Source organism: Bradyrhizobium sp. Unk1 (assembly GCF_059512345.1).
Map to the genome: position 1 here is coordinate 50,095 of NZ_JCAMOP010000006.1, position 16,041 is coordinate 66,135.

At 63.4% G+C, this 16,041-nt stretch carries 28 protein-coding genes; all 28 read left to right on the plus strand.

The genetic code is table 11. The features are described from left to right. Nucleotides 1-67 precede the first annotated feature (67 nt). The 28 genes from rpsJ (at nt 68) to AC5ZFO_RS09400 (ending at nt 16,036) form a co-directional block, all read left to right on the plus strand. Entirely contained in the window at nt 68-376 is a 309-nt protein-coding gene (gene rpsJ / locus AC5ZFO_RS09265) for a 30S ribosomal protein S10 (protein ID WP_002712302.1), read from the plus strand. Nucleotides 377-429: 53 nt separating this feature from the next. Next, a complete protein-coding gene (gene rplC, locus AC5ZFO_RS09270; RefSeq protein ID WP_282521064.1) occupies nt 430-1,143 on the plus strand; it encodes a 50S ribosomal protein L3 in 714 nt (237 codons plus the stop codon). Between the two features lies 1 nt (nt 1,144). Further along, nucleotides 1,145-1,765, plus strand: coding sequence for a 50S ribosomal protein L4 (rplD, locus tag AC5ZFO_RS09275; RefSeq protein ID WP_011088150.1), 621 nt, complete (start codon nt 1,145-1,147; stop codon nt 1,763-1,765). Continuing rightward, nucleotides 1,762-2,064, plus strand: coding sequence for a 50S ribosomal protein L23 (locus AC5ZFO_RS09280; RefSeq protein WP_007603019.1), 303 nt, complete (start codon nt 1,762-1,764; stop codon nt 2,062-2,064). The genes rplD and AC5ZFO_RS09280 overlap by 4 nt, the downstream gene beginning before the upstream one ends. Nucleotides 2,065-2,076: 12 nt before the next feature. Beyond that, nucleotides 2,077-2,910 carry a 50S ribosomal protein L2 gene (gene rplB, locus AC5ZFO_RS09285; RefSeq protein WP_028152985.1) on the plus strand — a complete coding sequence of 278 codons (834 nt, stop codon included), beginning with the start codon at nt 2,077-2,079 and terminating at the stop codon, nt 2,908-2,910. Nucleotides 2,911-2,922: 12 nt separating this feature from the next. Continuing rightward, nucleotides 2,923-3,201 carry a 30S ribosomal protein S19 gene (rpsS, locus tag AC5ZFO_RS09290; protein ID WP_008136357.1) on the plus strand — a complete coding sequence of 93 codons (279 nt, stop codon included), beginning with the start codon at nt 2,923-2,925 and terminating at the stop codon, nt 3,199-3,201. A 10-nt stretch (nt 3,202-3,211) separates the two neighbouring features. Next, nucleotides 3,212-3,601, plus strand: a complete 390-nt coding sequence (rplV, locus tag AC5ZFO_RS09295) for a 50S ribosomal protein L22 (RefSeq protein ID WP_011088147.1) — start codon at nt 3,212-3,214, stop codon at nt 3,599-3,601. Nucleotides 3,602-3,619: 18 nt separating this feature from the next. Continuing rightward, nucleotides 3,620-4,345, plus strand: coding sequence for a 30S ribosomal protein S3 (rpsC, locus tag AC5ZFO_RS09300; protein WP_129268065.1), 726 nt, complete (start codon nt 3,620-3,622; stop codon nt 4,343-4,345). Between the two features lie 32 nt (nt 4,346-4,377). Further along, complete coding sequence (rplP, locus tag AC5ZFO_RS09305) at nt 4,378-4,791, plus strand: 50S ribosomal protein L16 (protein ID WP_063982581.1); 414 nt, start codon at nt 4,378-4,380, stop codon at nt 4,789-4,791. A 5-nt stretch (nt 4,792-4,796) separates the two neighbouring features. Next, on the plus strand, nt 4,797-5,003 hold the full coding sequence (gene rpmC / locus AC5ZFO_RS09310) for a 50S ribosomal protein L29 (RefSeq protein WP_140982250.1): 207 nt from the start codon (nt 4,797-4,799) through the stop codon (nt 5,001-5,003). Between the two features lie 13 nt (nt 5,004-5,016). After that, a complete protein-coding gene (rpsQ, locus tag AC5ZFO_RS09315) occupies nt 5,017-5,265 on the plus strand; it encodes a 30S ribosomal protein S17 (RefSeq protein ID WP_007603028.1) in 249 nt (82 codons plus the stop codon). Nucleotides 5,266-5,348: 83 nt separating this feature from the next. Next, on the plus strand, nt 5,349-5,717 hold the full coding sequence (gene rplN, locus AC5ZFO_RS09320; protein ID WP_007603030.1) for a 50S ribosomal protein L14: 369 nt from the start codon (nt 5,349-5,351) through the stop codon (nt 5,715-5,717). After that, nucleotides 5,717-6,031: a 50S ribosomal protein L24 gene (rplX, locus tag AC5ZFO_RS09325; protein ID WP_014494502.1), complete on the plus strand. Its 315-nt coding sequence runs from the start codon at nt 5,717-5,719 to the stop codon at nt 6,029-6,031. Before rplN ends, rplX begins: the two co-directional genes overlap by 1 nt. After that, on the plus strand, nt 6,024-6,581 hold the full coding sequence (gene rplE, locus AC5ZFO_RS09330) for a 50S ribosomal protein L5 (protein WP_008136341.1): 558 nt from the start codon (nt 6,024-6,026) through the stop codon (nt 6,579-6,581). Before rplX ends, rplE begins: the two co-directional genes overlap by 8 nt. Nucleotides 6,582-6,627: 46 nt before the next feature. After that, entirely contained in the window at nt 6,628-6,933 is a 306-nt protein-coding gene (gene rpsN / locus AC5ZFO_RS09335) for a 30S ribosomal protein S14 (protein ID WP_057745473.1), read from the plus strand. Between the two features lie 14 nt (nt 6,934-6,947). After that, nucleotides 6,948-7,346 carry a 30S ribosomal protein S8 gene (gene rpsH / locus AC5ZFO_RS09340; RefSeq protein ID WP_008136338.1) on the plus strand — a complete coding sequence of 133 codons (399 nt, stop codon included), beginning with the start codon at nt 6,948-6,950 and terminating at the stop codon, nt 7,344-7,346. A 16-nt stretch (nt 7,347-7,362) separates the two neighbouring features. Then, nucleotides 7,363-7,896: a 50S ribosomal protein L6 gene (rplF, locus tag AC5ZFO_RS09345; protein ID WP_063982587.1), complete on the plus strand. Its 534-nt coding sequence runs from the start codon at nt 7,363-7,365 to the stop codon at nt 7,894-7,896. An 11-nt stretch (nt 7,897-7,907) separates the two neighbouring features. Then, nucleotides 7,908-8,270, plus strand: coding sequence for a 50S ribosomal protein L18 (gene rplR / locus AC5ZFO_RS09350; RefSeq protein WP_007603036.1), 363 nt, complete (start codon nt 7,908-7,910; stop codon nt 8,268-8,270). 44 nt (nt 8,271-8,314) lie between these two features. Then, complete coding sequence (gene rpsE, locus AC5ZFO_RS09355) at nt 8,315-8,905, plus strand: 30S ribosomal protein S5 (protein WP_028152981.1); 591 nt, start codon at nt 8,315-8,317, stop codon at nt 8,903-8,905. A gap of 25 nt (nt 8,906-8,930) precedes the next feature. Further along, nucleotides 8,931-9,125 carry a 50S ribosomal protein L30 gene (rpmD, locus tag AC5ZFO_RS09360; RefSeq protein WP_011088137.1) on the plus strand — a complete coding sequence of 65 codons (195 nt, stop codon included), beginning with the start codon at nt 8,931-8,933 and terminating at the stop codon, nt 9,123-9,125. Between the two features lie 75 nt (nt 9,126-9,200). Continuing rightward, nucleotides 9,201-9,686, plus strand: coding sequence for a 50S ribosomal protein L15 (rplO, locus tag AC5ZFO_RS09365; protein WP_014494508.1), 486 nt, complete (start codon nt 9,201-9,203; stop codon nt 9,684-9,686). A gap of 148 nt (nt 9,687-9,834) precedes the next feature. Next, entirely contained in the window at nt 9,835-11,166 is a 1,332-nt protein-coding gene (gene secY / locus AC5ZFO_RS09370) for a preprotein translocase subunit SecY (RefSeq protein WP_282521063.1), read from the plus strand. Nucleotides 11,167-11,441: 275 nt separating this feature from the next. Continuing rightward, nucleotides 11,442-12,323 (plus strand): adenylate kinase, encoded by an 882-nt coding sequence (locus AC5ZFO_RS09375; protein WP_282521062.1) that lies wholly within the window; start codon nt 11,442-11,444, stop codon nt 12,321-12,323. Nucleotides 12,324-12,510: 187 nt separating this feature from the next. Further along, nucleotides 12,511-12,879, plus strand: a complete 369-nt coding sequence (rpsM, locus tag AC5ZFO_RS09380; protein ID WP_014494511.1) for a 30S ribosomal protein S13 — start codon at nt 12,511-12,513, stop codon at nt 12,877-12,879. A 123-nt stretch (nt 12,880-13,002) separates the two neighbouring features. Continuing rightward, nucleotides 13,003-13,392, plus strand: a complete 390-nt coding sequence (gene rpsK, locus AC5ZFO_RS09385; RefSeq protein ID WP_007603045.1) for a 30S ribosomal protein S11 — start codon at nt 13,003-13,005, stop codon at nt 13,390-13,392. 112 nt (nt 13,393-13,504) lie between these two features. Beyond that, entirely contained in the window at nt 13,505-14,536 is a 1,032-nt protein-coding gene (locus AC5ZFO_RS09390; protein ID WP_038942308.1) for a DNA-directed RNA polymerase subunit alpha, read from the plus strand. Between the two features lie 123 nt (nt 14,537-14,659). Further along, entirely contained in the window at nt 14,660-15,076 is a 417-nt protein-coding gene (gene rplQ / locus AC5ZFO_RS09395; RefSeq protein WP_282521061.1) for a 50S ribosomal protein L17, read from the plus strand. Nucleotides 15,077-15,196: 120 nt separating this feature from the next. Then, nucleotides 15,197-16,036: a c-type cytochrome gene (locus AC5ZFO_RS09400; protein ID WP_282521060.1), complete on the plus strand. Its 840-nt coding sequence runs from the start codon at nt 15,197-15,199 to the stop codon at nt 16,034-16,036. Nucleotides 16,037-16,041 lie beyond the last annotated feature (5 nt).

A 16,041-nucleotide genomic window follows, 5' to 3' on the forward strand; every position in this document is an offset into this window, starting at 1 on the left:
GGTGAGTGGCGAATAGGGAATTCTATTCGCTACTCGCTACTCGCCACTCACTAGAGAAAGCACGGCAATGAACGGCCAAAACATTCGTATCCGTCTCAAGGCGTTCGACCATCGTATCCTCGATACGTCGACCCGCGAGATCGTGAACACGGCGAAGCGCACCGGCGCGCAGGTCCGCGGACCCATTCCGCTGCCCACCCGCATCGAGAAGTTCACCGTCAACCGTTCGCCGCACGTCGACAAGAAGAGCCGCGAGCAGTTCGAGATGCGCACCCACAAGCGCCTGCTCGATATCGTCGATCCGACCCCGCAGACCGTCGATGCTTTGATGAAGCTCGACCTGGCCGCCGGTGTCGACGTCGAGATCAAGCTCTAAGATTTTTGGATCACGTTCGCGACTAGCGGACAGAAAGAACAGGAAGCACGCCGATGCGCTCCGGAGTGATCGCACAAAAGGTCGGGATGACGCGGGTCTTTACAGAGGCCGGCGAACATATCCCCGTGACCGTGTTGAAGCTCGGCAATTGCCAGGTCGTAGGCCACCGCACTGAAGAGAAGAACGGTTACGTCGCGCTCCAGCTTGGTTCTGGCAGCCGCAAGACCGTGTACATGCCCAAGGCGGAGCGCGGCCAGTTCGCGGTCGCCAAGGTCGAGCCGAAGCGGCAGGTCGAGGAATTCCGCGTCTCCCAGGACGCCATGATCCCCGTCGGCGCCGAGATCCTCGCGGATCACTTCGTCGTCGGCCAGTTCGTCGACGTCACCGGCACCTCGGTCGGTAAGGGCTTCGCCGGCGGTATGAAGCGCTGGAACTTCGGCGGTCTGCGCGCCACCCACGGCGTGTCGGTCTCGCATCGTTCGATCGGTTCGACCGGTGGCCGTCAGGACCCCGGCAAGACCTGGAAGAACAAGAAGATGCCCGGCCACATGGGTGTCGACCGCATCACCACGCTCAACCTTCGAGTCGTTCAGCTCGATGTCGAGCGCGGCCTGATCCTCGTCGAAGGCGCCGTTCCCGGCTCCAAGGGCGGCTGGATCCGCGTGCGCGACGCTGTCAAGAAGCCGCTGCCGAAGGAAGCTCCGAAGCCCGGCAAGTTCAAGGTTGCTGGCGAAGCGGACGCCGCTCCGGCTGCGCAGGAGGCGTGAGATGGAATTGAAGGTCACGACCCTCGAAGGTAAGGAAGCCGGCTCGGTCCAGCTTTCCGACGCCATTTTCGGCCTTGAGCCGCGCCAGGACATCATTGCGCGTTGCGTGCAGTGGCAGCTCAACAAGCGTCAGGCTGGCACGCACAAGGCCAAGGGCCGCGCCGAGATCTGGCGCACCGGCAAGAAGATGTACAAGCAGAAGGGCACCGGCGGTGCTCGTCACGGCTCGGCCCGCGTGCCGCAGTTCCGCGGCGGTGGCCGTGCCTTCGGTCCGGTGGTGCGTTCGCACGCCACCGACCTGCCGAAGAAGGTCCGCGCGCTTGCCCTCAAGCATGCGCTGTCGGCGAAGGCCAAGGACGGCGATCTGCTGGTGATCGACAAGGCCGCGCTGGAAGCCGCCAAGACCAAGGCGCTGCTCGGCCATTTCTCGGGCCTCGGCTTGACCAACGCGCTGATCATCGACGGCGCCGAGCTCAACAACGGCTTTGCCGCTGCGGCCCGCAACATCCCGAACATGGACGTGCTGCCGATCCAGGGCATCAATGTCTATGACATCCTGCGCCGTCAGAAGCTCGTTCTGACCAAGGCCGCCATCGATGCGCTGGAGGCGCGCTTCAAATGACGAAGAACATCGAGCCTCGCCACTACGACGTGATCTTGTCGCCGGTCGTGACCGAAAAGGCGACGATCGCCTCGGAGCACAACAAGGTCCTGTTCAAGGTGGCCGCGAAGGCGACCAAGCCGCAGATCAAGGAAGCGATCGAGAAGCTGTTCGACGTCAAGGTCAAGAGCGTCAACACGCTGGTCCGCAAGGGCAAGACCAAGATCTTCCGCGGCAATCTCGGCTCGCAGTCGAACAGCAAGCGCGCGATCGTGACCCTCGAAGAGGGCCACCGGATCGACGTGACCACCGGTCTGTAAGGTCGTACGACGATGGCACTGAAAAAGTTCAATCCCACGACGCCGGGCCAGCGCCAGCTGGTCATGGTCGATCGTTCGGCCCTCTACAAGGGCAAGCCGGTCAAGGCGCTCACCGAAGGCAAGCACTCCTCGGGCGGTCGCAACAACACCGGTCGCATCACCGTGCGCTTCCGCGGCGGCGGTCACAAACAGACGCTGCGCATTGTCGACTTCAAGCGCGACAAGGTCGATGCGCCCGCGACGGTCGAGCGGCTGGAATACGATCCGAACCGCACTGCGTTCATCGCGCTGGTCAAGTACGAAGACGGCACCCAGGCCTATATCCTGGCGCCGCAGCGCCTTGCCGTCGGTGATTCCGTGGTTGCCGGCAACTATGTCGACGTGAAGCCGGGCAACGTCATGCCGCTCGGCAACATGCCGGTCGGCACGATCATCCACAACATCGAGGTCAAGATCGGGAAGGGCGGCCAGCTCGCTCGTTCCGCCGGCACCTACGCCCAGCTCGTCGGCCGCGACCACGACTACGTGATCATCCGCCTGAACTCGGGCGAGCAGCGCCTGGTGCACGGCCGTTGCCGCGGCACGATCGGCGCGGTGTCGAACCCGGATCACATGAACACCTCGATCGGCAAGGCCGGCCGCAACCGTTGGCTGGGCCGTAAGCCGCATAACCGCGGTGTTTCGATGAACCCGATCGACCATCCGCACGGCGGTGGTGAAGGTCGTACCTCGGGCGGTCGCCACCCGGTCACCCCGTGGGGCAAGCCGACCAAGGGCAAGAAGACCCGCAGCAACAAGTCGACCAACAAATTCATTCTCCTAAGCCGCCACAAGCGGAAGAAGTAAGGAACGCCGGACATGGTTCGTTCAGTCTGGAAAGGCCCGTTCGTCGAGGGTTCTCTGCTCAAGAAGGCAGATGCTGCCCGCGCGTCCGGCCGTCACGACGTCATCAAGATCTGGAGCCGTCGCTCGACGATCCTGCCGCAGTTCGTCGGCCTGACCTTCGGCGTCTACAACGGTCAGAAGCACGTACCGGTTGCCGTCAACGAGGAAATGGTCGGTCACAAGTTCGGCGAGTTCTCGCCGACCCGGACCTTCCATGGCCACTCCGGCGACAAGAAAGCCAAGAAGGCTTGAGGATTAAACGATGAGCAAACCTAAGCGCGAACGGAGCCTCGCCGAGAACGAGGCCAAGGCGGTCGCCCGGATGCTGCGGGTGAGCCCTCAGAAGCTCAACCTGGTCGCCCAGCTCATTCGCGGCCGGAAGGCGGCTGCTGCGCTCGCCGATCTGCAGTTTTCGCGCAAGCGGATCGCGGTCGACGTGAAGAAGTGCCTGGAATCGGCTATCGCCAATGCCGAGAACAACCACGACCTCGACGTCGACGATCTCGTCGTGGCGCAGGCCTTCGTCGGCAATGGTCTCGTGATGAAGCGCTTTGCCGCCCGCGGCCGCGGCCGCTCGGGCCGTGTCTACAAACCATTTTCGCAGCTGACGATCATTGTTCGTCAGGTCGAAGCCGAAGCAGCAGCGGCTTAAGGGTCGCAGGAGAAAACGATGGGTCAAAAGATCAATCCGATCGGTCTGCGTCTCGGCATCAACCGGACCTGGGATTCCCGCTGGTTCGCCGGCAAGCAGGAATACGGCAAGCTGCTGCACGAGGACGTCAAGATCCGCGAGATCCTGCACAAGGAGCTCAAGCAGGCGGCCGTCGCCCGCATCGTGATCGAGCGTCCGCACAAGAAGTGCCGCGTCACCATCCACTCGGCTCGTCCGGGCGTGGTGATCGGCAAGAAGGGTGCCGACATCGACAAGCTGCGCAAGAAGGTCGCGGACATCACTTCGTCCGACGTCGTCATCAACATCGTCGAAATCCGCAAGCCGGAGCTCGATGCGACGCTGGTGGCCGAGTCGATCGCGCAGCAGCTGGAGCGCCGCGTGGCGTTCCGCCGTGCCATGAAGCGCGCCGTGCAGTCGGCGATGCGTCTCGGCGCGGAAGGCATCCGCATCAACTGCTCGGGTCGTCTGGGCGGCGCGGAAATCGCGCGCATGGAGTGGTACCGCGAAGGTCGCGTGCCGCTGCACACGCTGCGCGCCGACATCGACTACGGCGTTGCGACCGCGTTCACGACCTTCGGCACCTGCGGTGTCAAGGTCTGGATCTTCAAGGGCGAGATCCTCGAGCACGATCCGATGGCCCAGGACAAGAGAATGGCCGAAGGCGAGACCAGCGGCGGTGGTGATCGCGGTGGCCGTGGACGCCGTGACAACGCTGCGGCCTGAGGCCAGCACAGAGAATTTGAGGGCTTGAAGCCATGATGCAACCTAAGAAAACGAAGTTCCGGAAGGCGCATAAGGGCCGTATCCACGGCGTTGCGTCTTCGGGTGCGACGTTGGCCTTCGGCCAGTTCGGCCTGAAGGCGACCGAGCCTGAGCGCGTCACCGCGCGCCAGATCGAAGCCGCTCGCCGCGCGCTGACCCGCCATATGAAGCGTGCCGGCCGCGTCTGGATCCGCGTGTTCCCCGACGTTCCGGTGTCGAAGAAGCCGGCCGAAGTCCGCATGGGCTCCGGCAAGGGCGCGCCGGAATTGTGGGTCGCTCGCGTCAAGCCAGGCCGGGTGCTGTTCGAGATCGACGGCGTCAACACCCAGACGGCACGTGAGGCGCTGACCCTGGCGGCCGCCAAGCTGCCGATCAAGACGCGCTTCGTCGAGCGCATTGCGGAGTAATGGCCATGGCACAGATGAAGATCGAAGACATCCGCGCGATGAGCCCCGATCAGCAGGATGATGCCATCCTGAACCTGAAGAAGGAGCGCTTCAACCTGCGCTTCCAGCGCGCCACCGGGCAGCTCGAGAATACCTCGCGCCTGCGCGAGGCTCGCCGTGACATCGCCCGGATCAAGACCGTCGCCGCGCAAAAGCGCGCGAAGAAGAAGTAAGAGGCTTACGAAGATGCCGAAACGTACTTTGCAGGGCGTGGTCGTCAGCGACAAGCAAGCCAAGACCATCGTGGTGCGCGTTGATCGCCGCTTCACGCACCCGATCTACAAGAAGACGATCCGCCGTTCGAAGAACTACCACGCGCACGACGAGAGCAACGAGTTCAAGCCGGGCGACATGGTGTGGATCGAGGAATCGAAGCCGATTTCGAAGTTGAAGCGCTGGGTCGTGATCCGGGGCGAGCACAAGAAAAGCGCCTGATCTGTTGGCTTTAGCCGACTGACTTCAGGGAAATGTTGAGCGCCGGCTGGGCTGGCGCAAAGAGAAGAGGACGAGGTGCATCAATGATTCAGATGCAGACCAACCTCGACGTGGCCGATAATTCTGGCGCACGCCGTGTCATGTGTATCAAGGTGCTCGGGGGCTCCAAGCGCCGCTACGCCACGATCGGCGACATCATCGTCGTCTCGATCAAGGAAGCGATTCCGCGTGGCAAGGTGAAGAAGGGCGACGTGATGAAGGCCGTCGTGGTGCGCGTCCGCAAGGACATCCGCCGCGCCGACGGTTCGGTCATCCGCTTCGACCGCAACGCCGCCGTCCTGATCAACAACCAGTCCGAGCCGGTCGGCACCCGTATCTTCGGGCCCGTGCCGCGCGAGCTGCGCGCCAAGAACCACATGAAGATCATCTCGCTCGCGCCGGAGGTGCTGTGATGGCTGCGAAGATCCGCAAGGGCGACAAGGTCGTCGTGCTGACCGGTCGCGACAAGGGCCGCACCGGCGAAGTGTTCGAAGTGCGCCCCGCCGCCGGCACGGCGCTCGTGCGCGGCATCAACATGGTCAAGCGTCACCAGAAGCAGACGCAGGCCCAGGAGGGCGGCATCATCTCGAAGGAGTCGCCGATCCAACTGTCCAACATCGCGTATGTCGGCAAGGACGGAAAGCCGACCCGCGTCGGATTCAAGATTCTGGCGGACGGCAAGAAGGTCCGCATCGCCAAGAGCTCGGGAGCTGAGATCGATGGCTGAGGCCGCTTACACGCCGCGCCTGCGCGCGGAATACGACGCGAAGATCCGCACCTCCATGACCGAGAAGTTCGGTTATGAGAACGTCATGCAGGTTCCGCGCCTGGACAAGGTCGTGCTGAACATGGGCGTTGGCGATTCCGTCAACGACCGCAAGAAGGCCGAGACCGCCGCTGCCGAGCTGACCCAGATCGCCGGCCAGAAGGCGATCGTGACCTATTCGCGTATCGCGATCGCGACCTTCAAGCTGCGTGAAAACCAGCCGATCGGCTGCAAGGTCACGCTGCGCAAGGCCCGCATGTACGAGTTCATCGATCGCCTGGTGACGGTCGCGCTGCCGCGCGTCCGCGACTTCCGCGGCCTGAACCCGAAGAGCTTTGACGGCCGCGGCAACTACTCGCTCGGCATCAAGGAGCACATCATTTTCCCCGAGATCGACTTCGACAAGGTCACGGAAGCCCGCGGTATGGACATCACCGTCTGCACCACGGCCAAGACCGACGAAGAGGCGAGGGCCTTGTTGACCGCTTTCAATTTCCCGTTCCGGCAGTGAGACGCTGACCTAAAGCCTCTCAAACGCGGATACCCAGGAGCCAAGCATGGCAAAGAAGAGTTCAGTCGAGAAGAACAACCGGCGCAAGCGGATGGTGAAGAACGCCGCCCCGAAGCGCGAGCGGTTGAAGGCGATCATCGCCGACAAGACGCTGCCGATGGAGGAGCGGTTCGCCGCGACCCTGAAGCTTGCGGAAATGCCGCGCAATTCGTCGGCGACCCGCATCCGTCTGCGTTGCGAGCTGTCGGGCCGCCCGCGCTCGAACTACCGCAAGAACAAGCTGTCCCGTATCGCGCTGCGCGACCTTGGCTCCAAGGGCATGGTCCCGGGCCTCGTGAAGTCCAGCTGGTAAGGAGGGTCGTTTAGATGTCTACGCACGATCCAATCAGCGATCTGATCACCCGTATCCGCAACGCGCAGATGCGTTCCAAGAGCAAGGTCTCCACGCCTGGTTCGAAGATGCGCGAGAACGTGCTCGAGGTCCTGAAGACCGAGGGCTACATCCGTGGTTACGCCACGCTCGAGCACTCCTCGGGCCGCAGCGAGATCGAGATCGAGCTGAAGTATTTCGACGGCGAGCCCGTCATCCGCGAGATCGAACGAGTCTCCAAGCCCGGGCGTCGTGTTTACGCCTCGGTGAAGGCTCTGCCGCGGGTCAACAACGGGCTCGGCATTTCGGTGTTGTCGACGCCGAAGGGGATCATGGCCGACCACAGCGCGCGCGAAGCGAATGTGGGCGGTGAAGTTCTCTTCACGGTGTTCTGAGAAGGATTGTTGATCCATGTCACGTGTTGGCAAAAGGCCTGTGGCGGTTCCGTCGGGTGTGACCGCGACCGTCGATGGGCAGACCGTCAAGATGAAGGGGCCCAAGGGCCAGCTTCAGTTCGTCGTCCATAACGACGTCGAGGTGAAGCTCGAGAACGGCCAGGTCAAGGTGAACCCGCGGGTCGAGACCAATCGCGCGCGGGCGCTGTACGGTACCGCTCGCGCCCAGGTCGCGAATCTGGTCGAAGGCGTCACCAAGGGCTTCGAGAAGAAGCTCGAAATCACCGGCGTCGGTTACCGCGCCGCGATGCAGGGCAAGAACCTGCAGCTCGCGCTCGGTTACAGCCACGACGTGGTCTACGCGATCCCGGAAGGGATCACGATCACCGTGCCGAAGCCGACTGAGATCACGGTGACCGGCAGCGACATCCAGCGTGTCGGCCAGGTCGCCGCCGAGATTCGCTCCTATCGTCCGCCGGAGCCCTACAAGGGCAAGGGCGTGAAGTATGTTGGCGAATTCATCTTCCGCAAGGAAGGCAAGAAGAAGTAACGGAGCCGGTCATGTCCAAAGCCAAGGTTACCAATGCCCGGCGCAAGCGGAGTGTGCGGCTGAAGCTGCGCCGCTCCGGTGGCGGTCGTCCGCGTCTGTCGGTGTTCCGCTCGTCCAAGCACATCTACGCCCAGGTCATCGACGACCTGAAGGGCGAGACGCTGGCCTCTGCCTCGTCGCTCGAGAAGTCGATGCGCGACGGCGGCAAGACCGGCGCCGACATCGATGCGGCGAAGGCGGTCGGCAAGCTGCTGGCCGAGCGCGCCGCCGAGAAGGGCGTCAAGGAAGTCGTGTTCGATCGCGGCAGCTACCTCTACCACGGGCGCGTCAAGGCACTGGCCGACGCTGCGCGTGAGAGCGGGCTGAGCTTCTAACAGAATTTGAGGATTGAGGCGCAAGCCTCTGAAGGATTGGAAAAATGGCAGAACGCGAACAACGTGGTGGACGCGATCAACGCGGCGGCGGCGGACGTGAACGCCGGGAGGAGCGCGACAGCGAGTTCGTCGACAAGCTCGTCCACATCAATCGCGTGGCAAAGGTCGTCAAGGGCGGCAAGCGCTTCGGTTTCGCAGCGCTGGTCGTGATCGGCGACCAGAAGGGCCGCGCCGGCTTCGGTCACGGCAAGGCGCGCGAAGTGCCCGAGGCGATCCGCAAGGCAACTGAGTCCGCCAAGCGCAACCTGACCCGCGTCTCGCTGCGCGAGGGCCGCACGCTTCATCACGACATCGCCGGCCGTCATGGCGCGGGCCGTGTCTACCTGCGTGCAGCCCCGGCCGGTACCGGCATCATCGCCGGCGGTCCGATGCGCGCCGTGTTCGAGACGCTCGGCGTCCAGGACGTGGTCGCGAAGTCGATCGGCTCGTCGAACCCCTACAACATGGTTCGCGCAACCTTCGACGCGCTGAAGCATCAGGATTCGCCGCGTTCGGTCGCAGCCCGCCGCAATATCAAGGTGTCCACCCTCCAGTCCCGCCGTATCGGCGGTGATGCCGAGGCGGCTGCCGACTAACGGAAGCTTTTCGGAGTAGACTCCCATGGCCAAGGCCGCAAAGACGATCAAGCTCGAGCAGACCGGCAGCGCGATCCGCCGCCATCACTCGCAGCGTTCGACGCTGATCGGGCTCAAGCTCAACAAGATCGGCCGCACCAGCGAACTGCCGGATACCCCGGCGGTTCGTGGCATGATCGAGAAGGTTCACCATCTCGTTCGCATCGTCGACGAGAAGTAAGCAAAGGCGCAGGATCCCGAACAGCGGGCACCCGTTTTCGGTGAAGATCATGCGCAAGAAACAAGGAGCAGGGCGATGAAGCTCAGCGATATCGCCGACAACGCCGGCTCGCGCAAGAAGCGTATGCGCGTCGGCCGTGGCATTGGTTCGGGCAAGGGCAAGCAGTCCGGCCGCGGCGGCAAGGGCCAGACCGCGCGTTCGGGCGTGCGCATCAAGGGTTTCGAAGGCGGCCAGATGCCGATGCATCGCCGTCTGCCGAAGCGCGGCTTCAACAACATCTTCCGCGTCGAGTTCGCCGAGATCAATCTCGACCGGCTCCAGGAAGCGGTCGATGCCAAGAAGATCGACGCCGGCAGCGTCGTGAACGTCGAGGCCCTGGTGAAGGGCGGCGTGCTGCGCCGCGCCAAGGCCGGCGTGCGGCTGCTCGGCCGCGGCGAGCTCAAGTCCAAGCTCAACATCGAAGTGCACGGCGCCACGAAGACCGCGATTGCGGCGGTCGAGAAGGCCGGCGGCTCGGTGAAGATCCTCGCCCCTGCCAAGGAAGAAGGCGAGGCGGCGTAACAACTGCGTCATTGGCCCGCGGCTCGCGGGCCTTTACGCGTGTGGGACGTGGACTTATCGAAGCCGAGCCCCAGATAATGTCCGGCGTCCGCTAGAGTAGCCCGGCCGCGGGCATGACGGCGCAATAGGCGGCGGGAGAAAGTCCAAGATGGCCTCTGCAGCGGAACAACTGGCAGCCAATCTCAATTTCGGTGCGTTTGCCAAGGCTGACGAACTGAAGAAGCGCATCTGGTTCACCCTGGGTGCGCTGCTCGTTTATCGGCTCGGGACCTATATCCCGTTGCCCGGCATCGATCCCAACATCTGGGAACAGGTGTTCCGCTCCCAGGCGGGCGGCATCCTCGGCATGTTCAACATGTTCGCCGGCGGCGGTATCCACCGCATGGCGATCTTCGCGCTGAACATCATGCCGTATATCTCGGCCTCGATCATCATCCAGCTCCTCACCACCGTCTCGCCGCAGCTCGAGGCGCTGAAGAAGGAAGGTGAGTCCGGCCGCAAGCTGCTGAACCAGTACACCCGCTATCTCACCGTGATCCTGGCCGCGTTCCAGTCCTACGGCATCGCGGTGGGCCTCGAAGGCGCCGGCAACGTCGTCAGCGACCCCGGCATGTTCTTCCGTCTGTCCACGGCGATCACGCTGACCGGCGGCACCATGTTCCTGATGTGGCTGGGTGAGCAGATCACCTCGCGCGGCATCGGCAACGGCATCTCGCTGATCATTCTCTCCGGTATCGTCGCCGAGCTGCCCGCGGCGCTCGCCAACATGCTCGAGCTCGGCCGTCAGGGCGCCATGTCGACCGGCCTGATCCTGGTCGTCATCATCATGGCGGTCGCCGTGATCGCCTTCATCGTGTTCATGGAGCGCGCCCAGCGCCGGCTGCTGATCCAGTATCCGAAGCGCCAGGTCGGCAACAAGATGTTCGAGGGCCAGTCCTCGCATCTGCCGCTCAAGCTCAACACCTCGGGCGTGATCCCGCCGATCTTCGCGTCCTCGCTGCTGCTGCTGCCGACCACGGTTGCCAACTTCAACGCGGGCAGCGGGCCGGAATGGTTCCAGTGGATCACGACGCAGCTCGGCCACGGCCGTCCGCTGTTCCTGATCATGTATCTCGCGCTGATCGTGTTCTTCGCGTTCTTCTACACCGCGATTGTGTTCAACCCGACCGAGACCGCGGACAATCTGAAGAAGCACGGCGGCTTCATTCCGGGCATCCGTCCGGGCGAGCGCACCGCGGAATATATCGACTATGTGCTGTCGCGCATCACCGTGCTCGGCGCTGTTTATCTGGCGATCGTCTGCTTGATCCCGGAAATCCTGATCTCCTACGCCTCGGTGCCGTTCTACTTCGGCGGCACCTCGCTGTTGATCGTCGTCAGCGTCACCATGGACACGGTGGCGCAGGTGCAGGGCTATCTGCTGGCGCATCAGTATGAAGGCCTGATCCGGAAGTCGAAGCTGCGCGGCCGCCGCCGCTAAGCGCGGGGCCTCTAAAGGCGGCGCGACAGCGCCGCCGATTCGCCGCGCGAGCAACGCGCGGCGCCCGCCGAGGCGACCAGTCAGCCATTCCAAGACATCGGCAGAGCTGCTCTCCCTGCGACGCAATCACTGATTTCAAAGGCCTTCTTGGCGTCCTGGCATTTGCTCCCCTATGATATGGGTAGCGGTGCGGCGCCGATTATGATTTGCACTGTCATCACACTTCAAACACAGGTGCGCGACGTATCGCTCACCAATCCGGGGGGCGTACGCCGATGAGAATTATACTTCTGGGACCGCCGGGGTCGGGCAAGGGGACCCAGGCGCAGCTGCTGGTGCAGCGCTATGGCATCGTCCAGCTCTCGACCGGCGAGATGCTGCGCGCGGCCGTTGCGGCGGGAACGCCGGTCGGGCTGAAGGCCAAGGAGATCATGGCCAGCGGCGGCCTCGTGCCCGACGAGATCGTGGTGGGAATCATCTCCGACCGCATCGACCAGCCGGACGCCAAGAACGGTTTCATCCTCGACGGCTTCCCGCGCACCGTGCCGCAGGCCGAGGCGCTGGATGAGCTGCTCAAGCACAAGCATCTCAAGCTCGACGCCGTGGTCGAGCTCCGCGTCAACGAGAGCGCGCTGCTGAGTCGCGTCGAGACCCGCGTCGCCCAGATGCGGGAGCGCGGGGAGGAGGTCCGCGTCGACGACACCCCGGAGGTCCTGACCAAGCGGTTAGCCAGCTACCGCAGCCAGACGGAACCGCTGATTCACTACTATTCCGAGCGGCGGAAGCTCTCGACCATCGACGGCATGATGGCCATCGACGAGGTCACCCGCGCCATTCATCGCCAGCTCCTGGCGCTCGGCGCGGTCGAACCCAAGTCGCATGGCAAGGCCCATGCGCGCAGCGCGGCCAAGTCGGCGCCCGCCAAAAAAGGTGCCAAGAAGGCCAAGACAGCCAAAAAGCCGGCGAAAACGGCCAAAAAGGCGGCCAAATCCGCTAAGAAGGCCGCCAAGAAGGCCGTGAAGGGCACCAAGAAGGCGGCCAATAAAACGGCCAAGAAAACGGTCAAAAAGGCAGCCAAAACGAGCGCCAAGAAGGCTGTCAAAAAAGGTGCCAAAAAGGCCGCAAAAAAGGTCACGAAAAAGCGAGCTAAGCGCTAGCAGCGGTTGACGAAAGCCCCCTGAATCCCCTAATAAGCCCCGCATCCAAGTCGGATAGTTTCAAACGATGCCGGGCCCCAGGAAGACCGGGGGTGGGCGTCGTGTTCGCGTTTGTGAACACCTGCCCGAGAAACCAAGCACTTAAAGACCGGTTCCTGACGAGGGATCGGCAACAGGAGAGAGAGCCGTGGCCCGTATTGCCGGCGTGAACATTCCGACCAACAAGCGCGTGCTGATCGCGCTCCAGTACATCCATGGCATCGGCCAGAAGATCGCTGGTGAGATCCTGGAGAAGGTGAAGATCCCCGAGGATCGTCGCGTCAACCAGCTCAGCGATGCCGAAGTGCTTCAGATCCGCGAAGTGATCGACCGCGACTATCTCGTCGAGGGCGACCTGCGTCGTGAGGTCGGCATCAACATCAAGCGTCTGATGGACCTCGGCTGCTATCGCGGCCTGCGTCATCGTCGCGGTCTGCCGGTGCGCGGTCAGCGTACCCACACCAATGCGCGTACGCGCAAGGGGCCGGCCAAGGCCATCGCCGGCAAGAAGAAGTAAGTTTTCGAATCCGATCGCGGCGTGTGGCGAACAGGGGACATCCCGTTCGCCACGCGCCTTTCGTTCCACAGGTGTAGCCGCTGGCACTACGGCGGCGTTTGAGATCTTCAGGAAAGGTACTCTATGGGCAAGGAAGCCACCCGCGTTCGTCGTCGTGAGCGCAAGAACATCGCCTCCGGCGTCGCGCACGTGAACTCGTCGTTCAACAACACGACCATCACCATCACCGACGCGCAGGGCAACACGATTGCCTGGTCTTCCGCCGGCACGATGGGCTTCAAGGGTTCGCGCAAGTCGACCCCGTATGCCGCGCAGGTTGCCGCCGAGGACGTGTCGAAGAAGGCGCAAGAGCACGGCATGCGCACGCTGGAAGTCGAAGTCGCCGGTCCCGGTTCGGGCCGCGAGTCGGCGCTCCGTGCGCTCCAGGCCGCGGGCTTCACCGTCACCTCGATCCGCGACGTGACCACGATCCCGCACAACGGTTGCCGTCCCCGCAAGCGTCGGCGCGTTTGATACCAAGTTGCGGGCGCATTGGTCGCCCGCAATGACTTTTTGCAAAGCCGCGCGAATGATCCGCGGCCTTTCTCCAACGCCAGTGTCTGCACTAGCAGTTTGACTGGCCTGTATGGGTGAAACAGTGACGATCCAGAAAAATTGGCAAGAACTGATTCGGCCGAACAAGCTCCAGATCCAGCCCGGCAGCGATTCGACCCGTTTCGCGACCATCGTCGCCGAGCCGCTCGAGCGCGGCTTCGGCCAGACCCTCGGCAACGCACTGCGCCGCATCCTGCTCTCCTCGCTCCAGGGCGCGGCGGTGCAGTCGGTGCACATCGACGGCGTGCTGCACGAGTTCTCCTCGATCGCGGGCGTCCGTGAGGACGTCACCGACATCGTGCTCAACATCAAGGACATCTCGATCAAGATGCAGGGCGAAGGCCCCAAGCGCATGGTCGTGAAGAAGCAGGGCCCGGGCGTCGTCACCGCCGGCGACATCCAGACCGTGGGCGACGTCGTCGTCCTCAACCCCGACCTCCAGATCTGCACGCTCGACGAGGGCGCCGAAATCCGCATGGAGTTCACGGTCGCGACCGGCAAGGGCTACGTGCCCGCCGAGCGCAACCGTCCTGAGGACGCGCCGATCGGCCTGATCCCGGTCGACAGCCTGTATTCGCCGGTCCGCAAGGTCTCCTACAAGGTCGAGAACACCCGTGAGGGCCAGATCCTCGACTACGACAAGCTGACCATGACGATCGAGACCAACGGCGCGCTGACGCCGGATGACTCGGTGGCTTACGCCGCCCGCATCCTGCAGGATCAGCTCAACGTGTTCGTCAACTTCGAAGAGCCGCGCAAGGAAGTCGCCCAGGAGATCATCCCGGACCTCGCCTTCAACCCGGCTTTCCTCAAGAAGGTGGACGAGCTCGAGCTGTCGGTGCGTTCGGCCAACTGCTTGAAGAACGACAACATCGTCTACATCGGCGATCTCGTGCAGAAGAGCGAAGCGGAAATGCTCCGCACCCCGAACTTCGGCCGCAAGTCGCTGAACGAGATCAAGGAAGTGCTGGCCCAGATGGGTCTGCACCTCGGCATGGAAGTGCCGGGCTGGCCGCCGGAAAACATCGACGAGCTCGCCAAGCGCTTCGAGGATCATTACTGATCCGACTTCATCGTCGTGGCCGGAGATATCCGGCCACGATTTTTAATGGGCGAACGCAGGCAGCCCACCTGAGCAACATGTCCGACGAACCGTCGCGGCAGTTTCAAACTAAGGAATAGTTACATGCGTCACGGCAAGGTTCATCGGAAGCTCAACCGCACTGCCGAGCATCGCCGCGCGATGTTCGCCAATATGTGCGCCGCGCTGATCAAGCACGAGCAGATCGTCACCACGCTGCCCAAGGCCAAGGAGCTCCGTCCGATCGTCGAGAAGCTCGTCACCCTCGGCAAGAAGGGCGGCCTGTCCTTGCGTCGCCAGGCCATCTCCGAGATGCGCGACAAGGACCAGGTCAAGAAGCTGTTCGACGTGCTGGCGCCCCGCTACAAGGACCGCCAGGGCGGCTACACCCGCATCATCAAGGCCGGCTTCCGCTACGGCGACAACGCCGCGATGGCCGTGATCGAGTTCGTCGACCGCGATGTCGATGCCAAGGGCCTGGACTCCGGTCCGGTGCAGGAGAAGGAAGCCGAGGCGGCGTAAGCCGGCCGGTACCTCAGTTTTCAGAAAGCGGCGCCCCTGGGCGCCGCTTTTTTGTATGGCGCGGCGATATCTCATGCCGCGCATCGTCTGGTGAACGCGATTCCGGCCGGGGGGCTGTCGATGAGGATTGTGTTTGGGATCGCGCTGGCGCTGTTGATGTCGCCGGCCTCTGGCGAGACGCTGGTCGAACGCGGCGCCTATCTCGTCAACAGCGTGATGGTCTGCCACAACTGCCACACGCCGCGCGGGCCGCAAGGGCTCGATCTCTCGCGCGCGCTCGCGGGCGGCAGCCAGGTTTTCGATGAGCCTGCCTTCAAGGTCACCGGCTCCAACATCACGCCGGACAAGGACACCGGGATCGGCAACTGGAGCGATGCCGCGCTGAAGCGGTTTCTGGTCAGCGGTCACAGGCCGAACGGGACCAAGGTCGCGCCGATCATGCCGACTGCGTTCTACACGGTGCTCACGGCCCGGGATCTCGATGCGCTGACCGCCTACCTGCGCTCAGTCCCCGCAATGCGCCACGAAACGCCGGCGCCGGAATACAGGATCGCGCTGCAGCCGGAGGTGCCGACCTACGCCGGCAAGCAGGCGACCGAGGCTGAGCTCTCCGACAAGCTCGCGCGCGGCCGCTATCTCCTGACCATCGCCCATTGCCTGGAATGCCACACGCCGGAGGGCCCGTCCGCCGTGCATGATTTCGCGGGTGCCAGCGGCAAGGGGGGCCGGACATTCAAGGGGCCGTGGGGCGAATCCGTCTCCCCCAATATCACTGCGGATCCCGCGGCGGGCCTGGGCGGCTGGAGCGACGACGAAATCAAACGTGCGATTACGCAAGGCATCGCGCGCGACGGCCACAAGCTCAAGCCCCCGATGGCCTATGCTGCCTATGCCAGCATGACGGCGCAGGACCTCGATGCCATCGTCGCGTTTATCCGGACACTGCCGCCGAAATCGTAGGGTGG

Bases quoted from the DNA above. Each gene is read 5' to 3' on its own strand.
- rpsJ (WP_002712302.1), top strand. From the start codon at position 68: ATGAACGGCCAAAACATTCGTATCCGTCTCAAGGCGTTCGACCATCGT.
- rplC (WP_282521064.1), top strand. From the start codon at position 430: ATGCGCTCCGGAGTGATCGCACAAAAGGTCGGGATGACGCGGGTCTTT.
- rplD (WP_011088150.1), top strand. From the start codon at position 1,145: ATGGAATTGAAGGTCACGACCCTCGAAGGTAAGGAAGCCGGCTCGGTC.
- AC5ZFO_RS09280 (WP_007603019.1), top strand. From the start codon at position 1,762: ATGACGAAGAACATCGAGCCTCGCCACTACGACGTGATCTTGTCGCCG.
- rplB (WP_028152985.1), top strand. From the start codon at position 2,077: ATGGCACTGAAAAAGTTCAATCCCACGACGCCGGGCCAGCGCCAGCTG.
- rpsS (WP_008136357.1), top strand. From the start codon at position 2,923: ATGGTTCGTTCAGTCTGGAAAGGCCCGTTCGTCGAGGGTTCTCTGCTC.
- rplV (WP_011088147.1), top strand. From the start codon at position 3,212: ATGAGCAAACCTAAGCGCGAACGGAGCCTCGCCGAGAACGAGGCCAAG.
- rpsC (WP_129268065.1), top strand. From the start codon at position 3,620: ATGGGTCAAAAGATCAATCCGATCGGTCTGCGTCTCGGCATCAACCGG.
- rplP (WP_063982581.1), top strand. From the start codon at position 4,378: ATGATGCAACCTAAGAAAACGAAGTTCCGGAAGGCGCATAAGGGCCGT.
- rpmC (WP_140982250.1), top strand. From the start codon at position 4,797: ATGGCACAGATGAAGATCGAAGACATCCGCGCGATGAGCCCCGATCAG.
- rpsQ (WP_007603028.1), top strand. From the start codon at position 5,017: ATGCCGAAACGTACTTTGCAGGGCGTGGTCGTCAGCGACAAGCAAGCC.
- rplN (WP_007603030.1), top strand. From the start codon at position 5,349: ATGATTCAGATGCAGACCAACCTCGACGTGGCCGATAATTCTGGCGCA.
- rplX (WP_014494502.1), top strand. From the start codon at position 5,717: ATGGCTGCGAAGATCCGCAAGGGCGACAAGGTCGTCGTGCTGACCGGT.
- rplE (WP_008136341.1), top strand. From the start codon at position 6,024: ATGGCTGAGGCCGCTTACACGCCGCGCCTGCGCGCGGAATACGACGCG.
- rpsN (WP_057745473.1), top strand. From the start codon at position 6,628: ATGGCAAAGAAGAGTTCAGTCGAGAAGAACAACCGGCGCAAGCGGATG.
- rpsH (WP_008136338.1), top strand. From the start codon at position 6,948: ATGTCTACGCACGATCCAATCAGCGATCTGATCACCCGTATCCGCAAC.
- rplF (WP_063982587.1), top strand. From the start codon at position 7,363: ATGTCACGTGTTGGCAAAAGGCCTGTGGCGGTTCCGTCGGGTGTGACC.
- rplR (WP_007603036.1), top strand. From the start codon at position 7,908: ATGTCCAAAGCCAAGGTTACCAATGCCCGGCGCAAGCGGAGTGTGCGG.
- rpsE (WP_028152981.1), top strand. From the start codon at position 8,315: ATGGCAGAACGCGAACAACGTGGTGGACGCGATCAACGCGGCGGCGGC.
- rpmD (WP_011088137.1), top strand. From the start codon at position 8,931: ATGGCCAAGGCCGCAAAGACGATCAAGCTCGAGCAGACCGGCAGCGCG.
- rplO (WP_014494508.1), top strand. From the start codon at position 9,201: ATGAAGCTCAGCGATATCGCCGACAACGCCGGCTCGCGCAAGAAGCGT.
- secY (WP_282521063.1), top strand. From the start codon at position 9,835: ATGGCCTCTGCAGCGGAACAACTGGCAGCCAATCTCAATTTCGGTGCG.
- AC5ZFO_RS09375 (WP_282521062.1), top strand. From the start codon at position 11,442: ATGAGAATTATACTTCTGGGACCGCCGGGGTCGGGCAAGGGGACCCAG.
- rpsK (WP_007603045.1), top strand. From the start codon at position 13,003: ATGGGCAAGGAAGCCACCCGCGTTCGTCGTCGTGAGCGCAAGAACATC.
- AC5ZFO_RS09390 (WP_038942308.1), top strand. From the start codon at position 13,505: ATGGGTGAAACAGTGACGATCCAGAAAAATTGGCAAGAACTGATTCGG.
- rplQ (WP_282521061.1), top strand. From the start codon at position 14,660: ATGCGTCACGGCAAGGTTCATCGGAAGCTCAACCGCACTGCCGAGCAT.
- AC5ZFO_RS09400 (WP_282521060.1), top strand. From the start codon at position 15,197: ATGAGGATTGTGTTTGGGATCGCGCTGGCGCTGTTGATGTCGCCGGCC.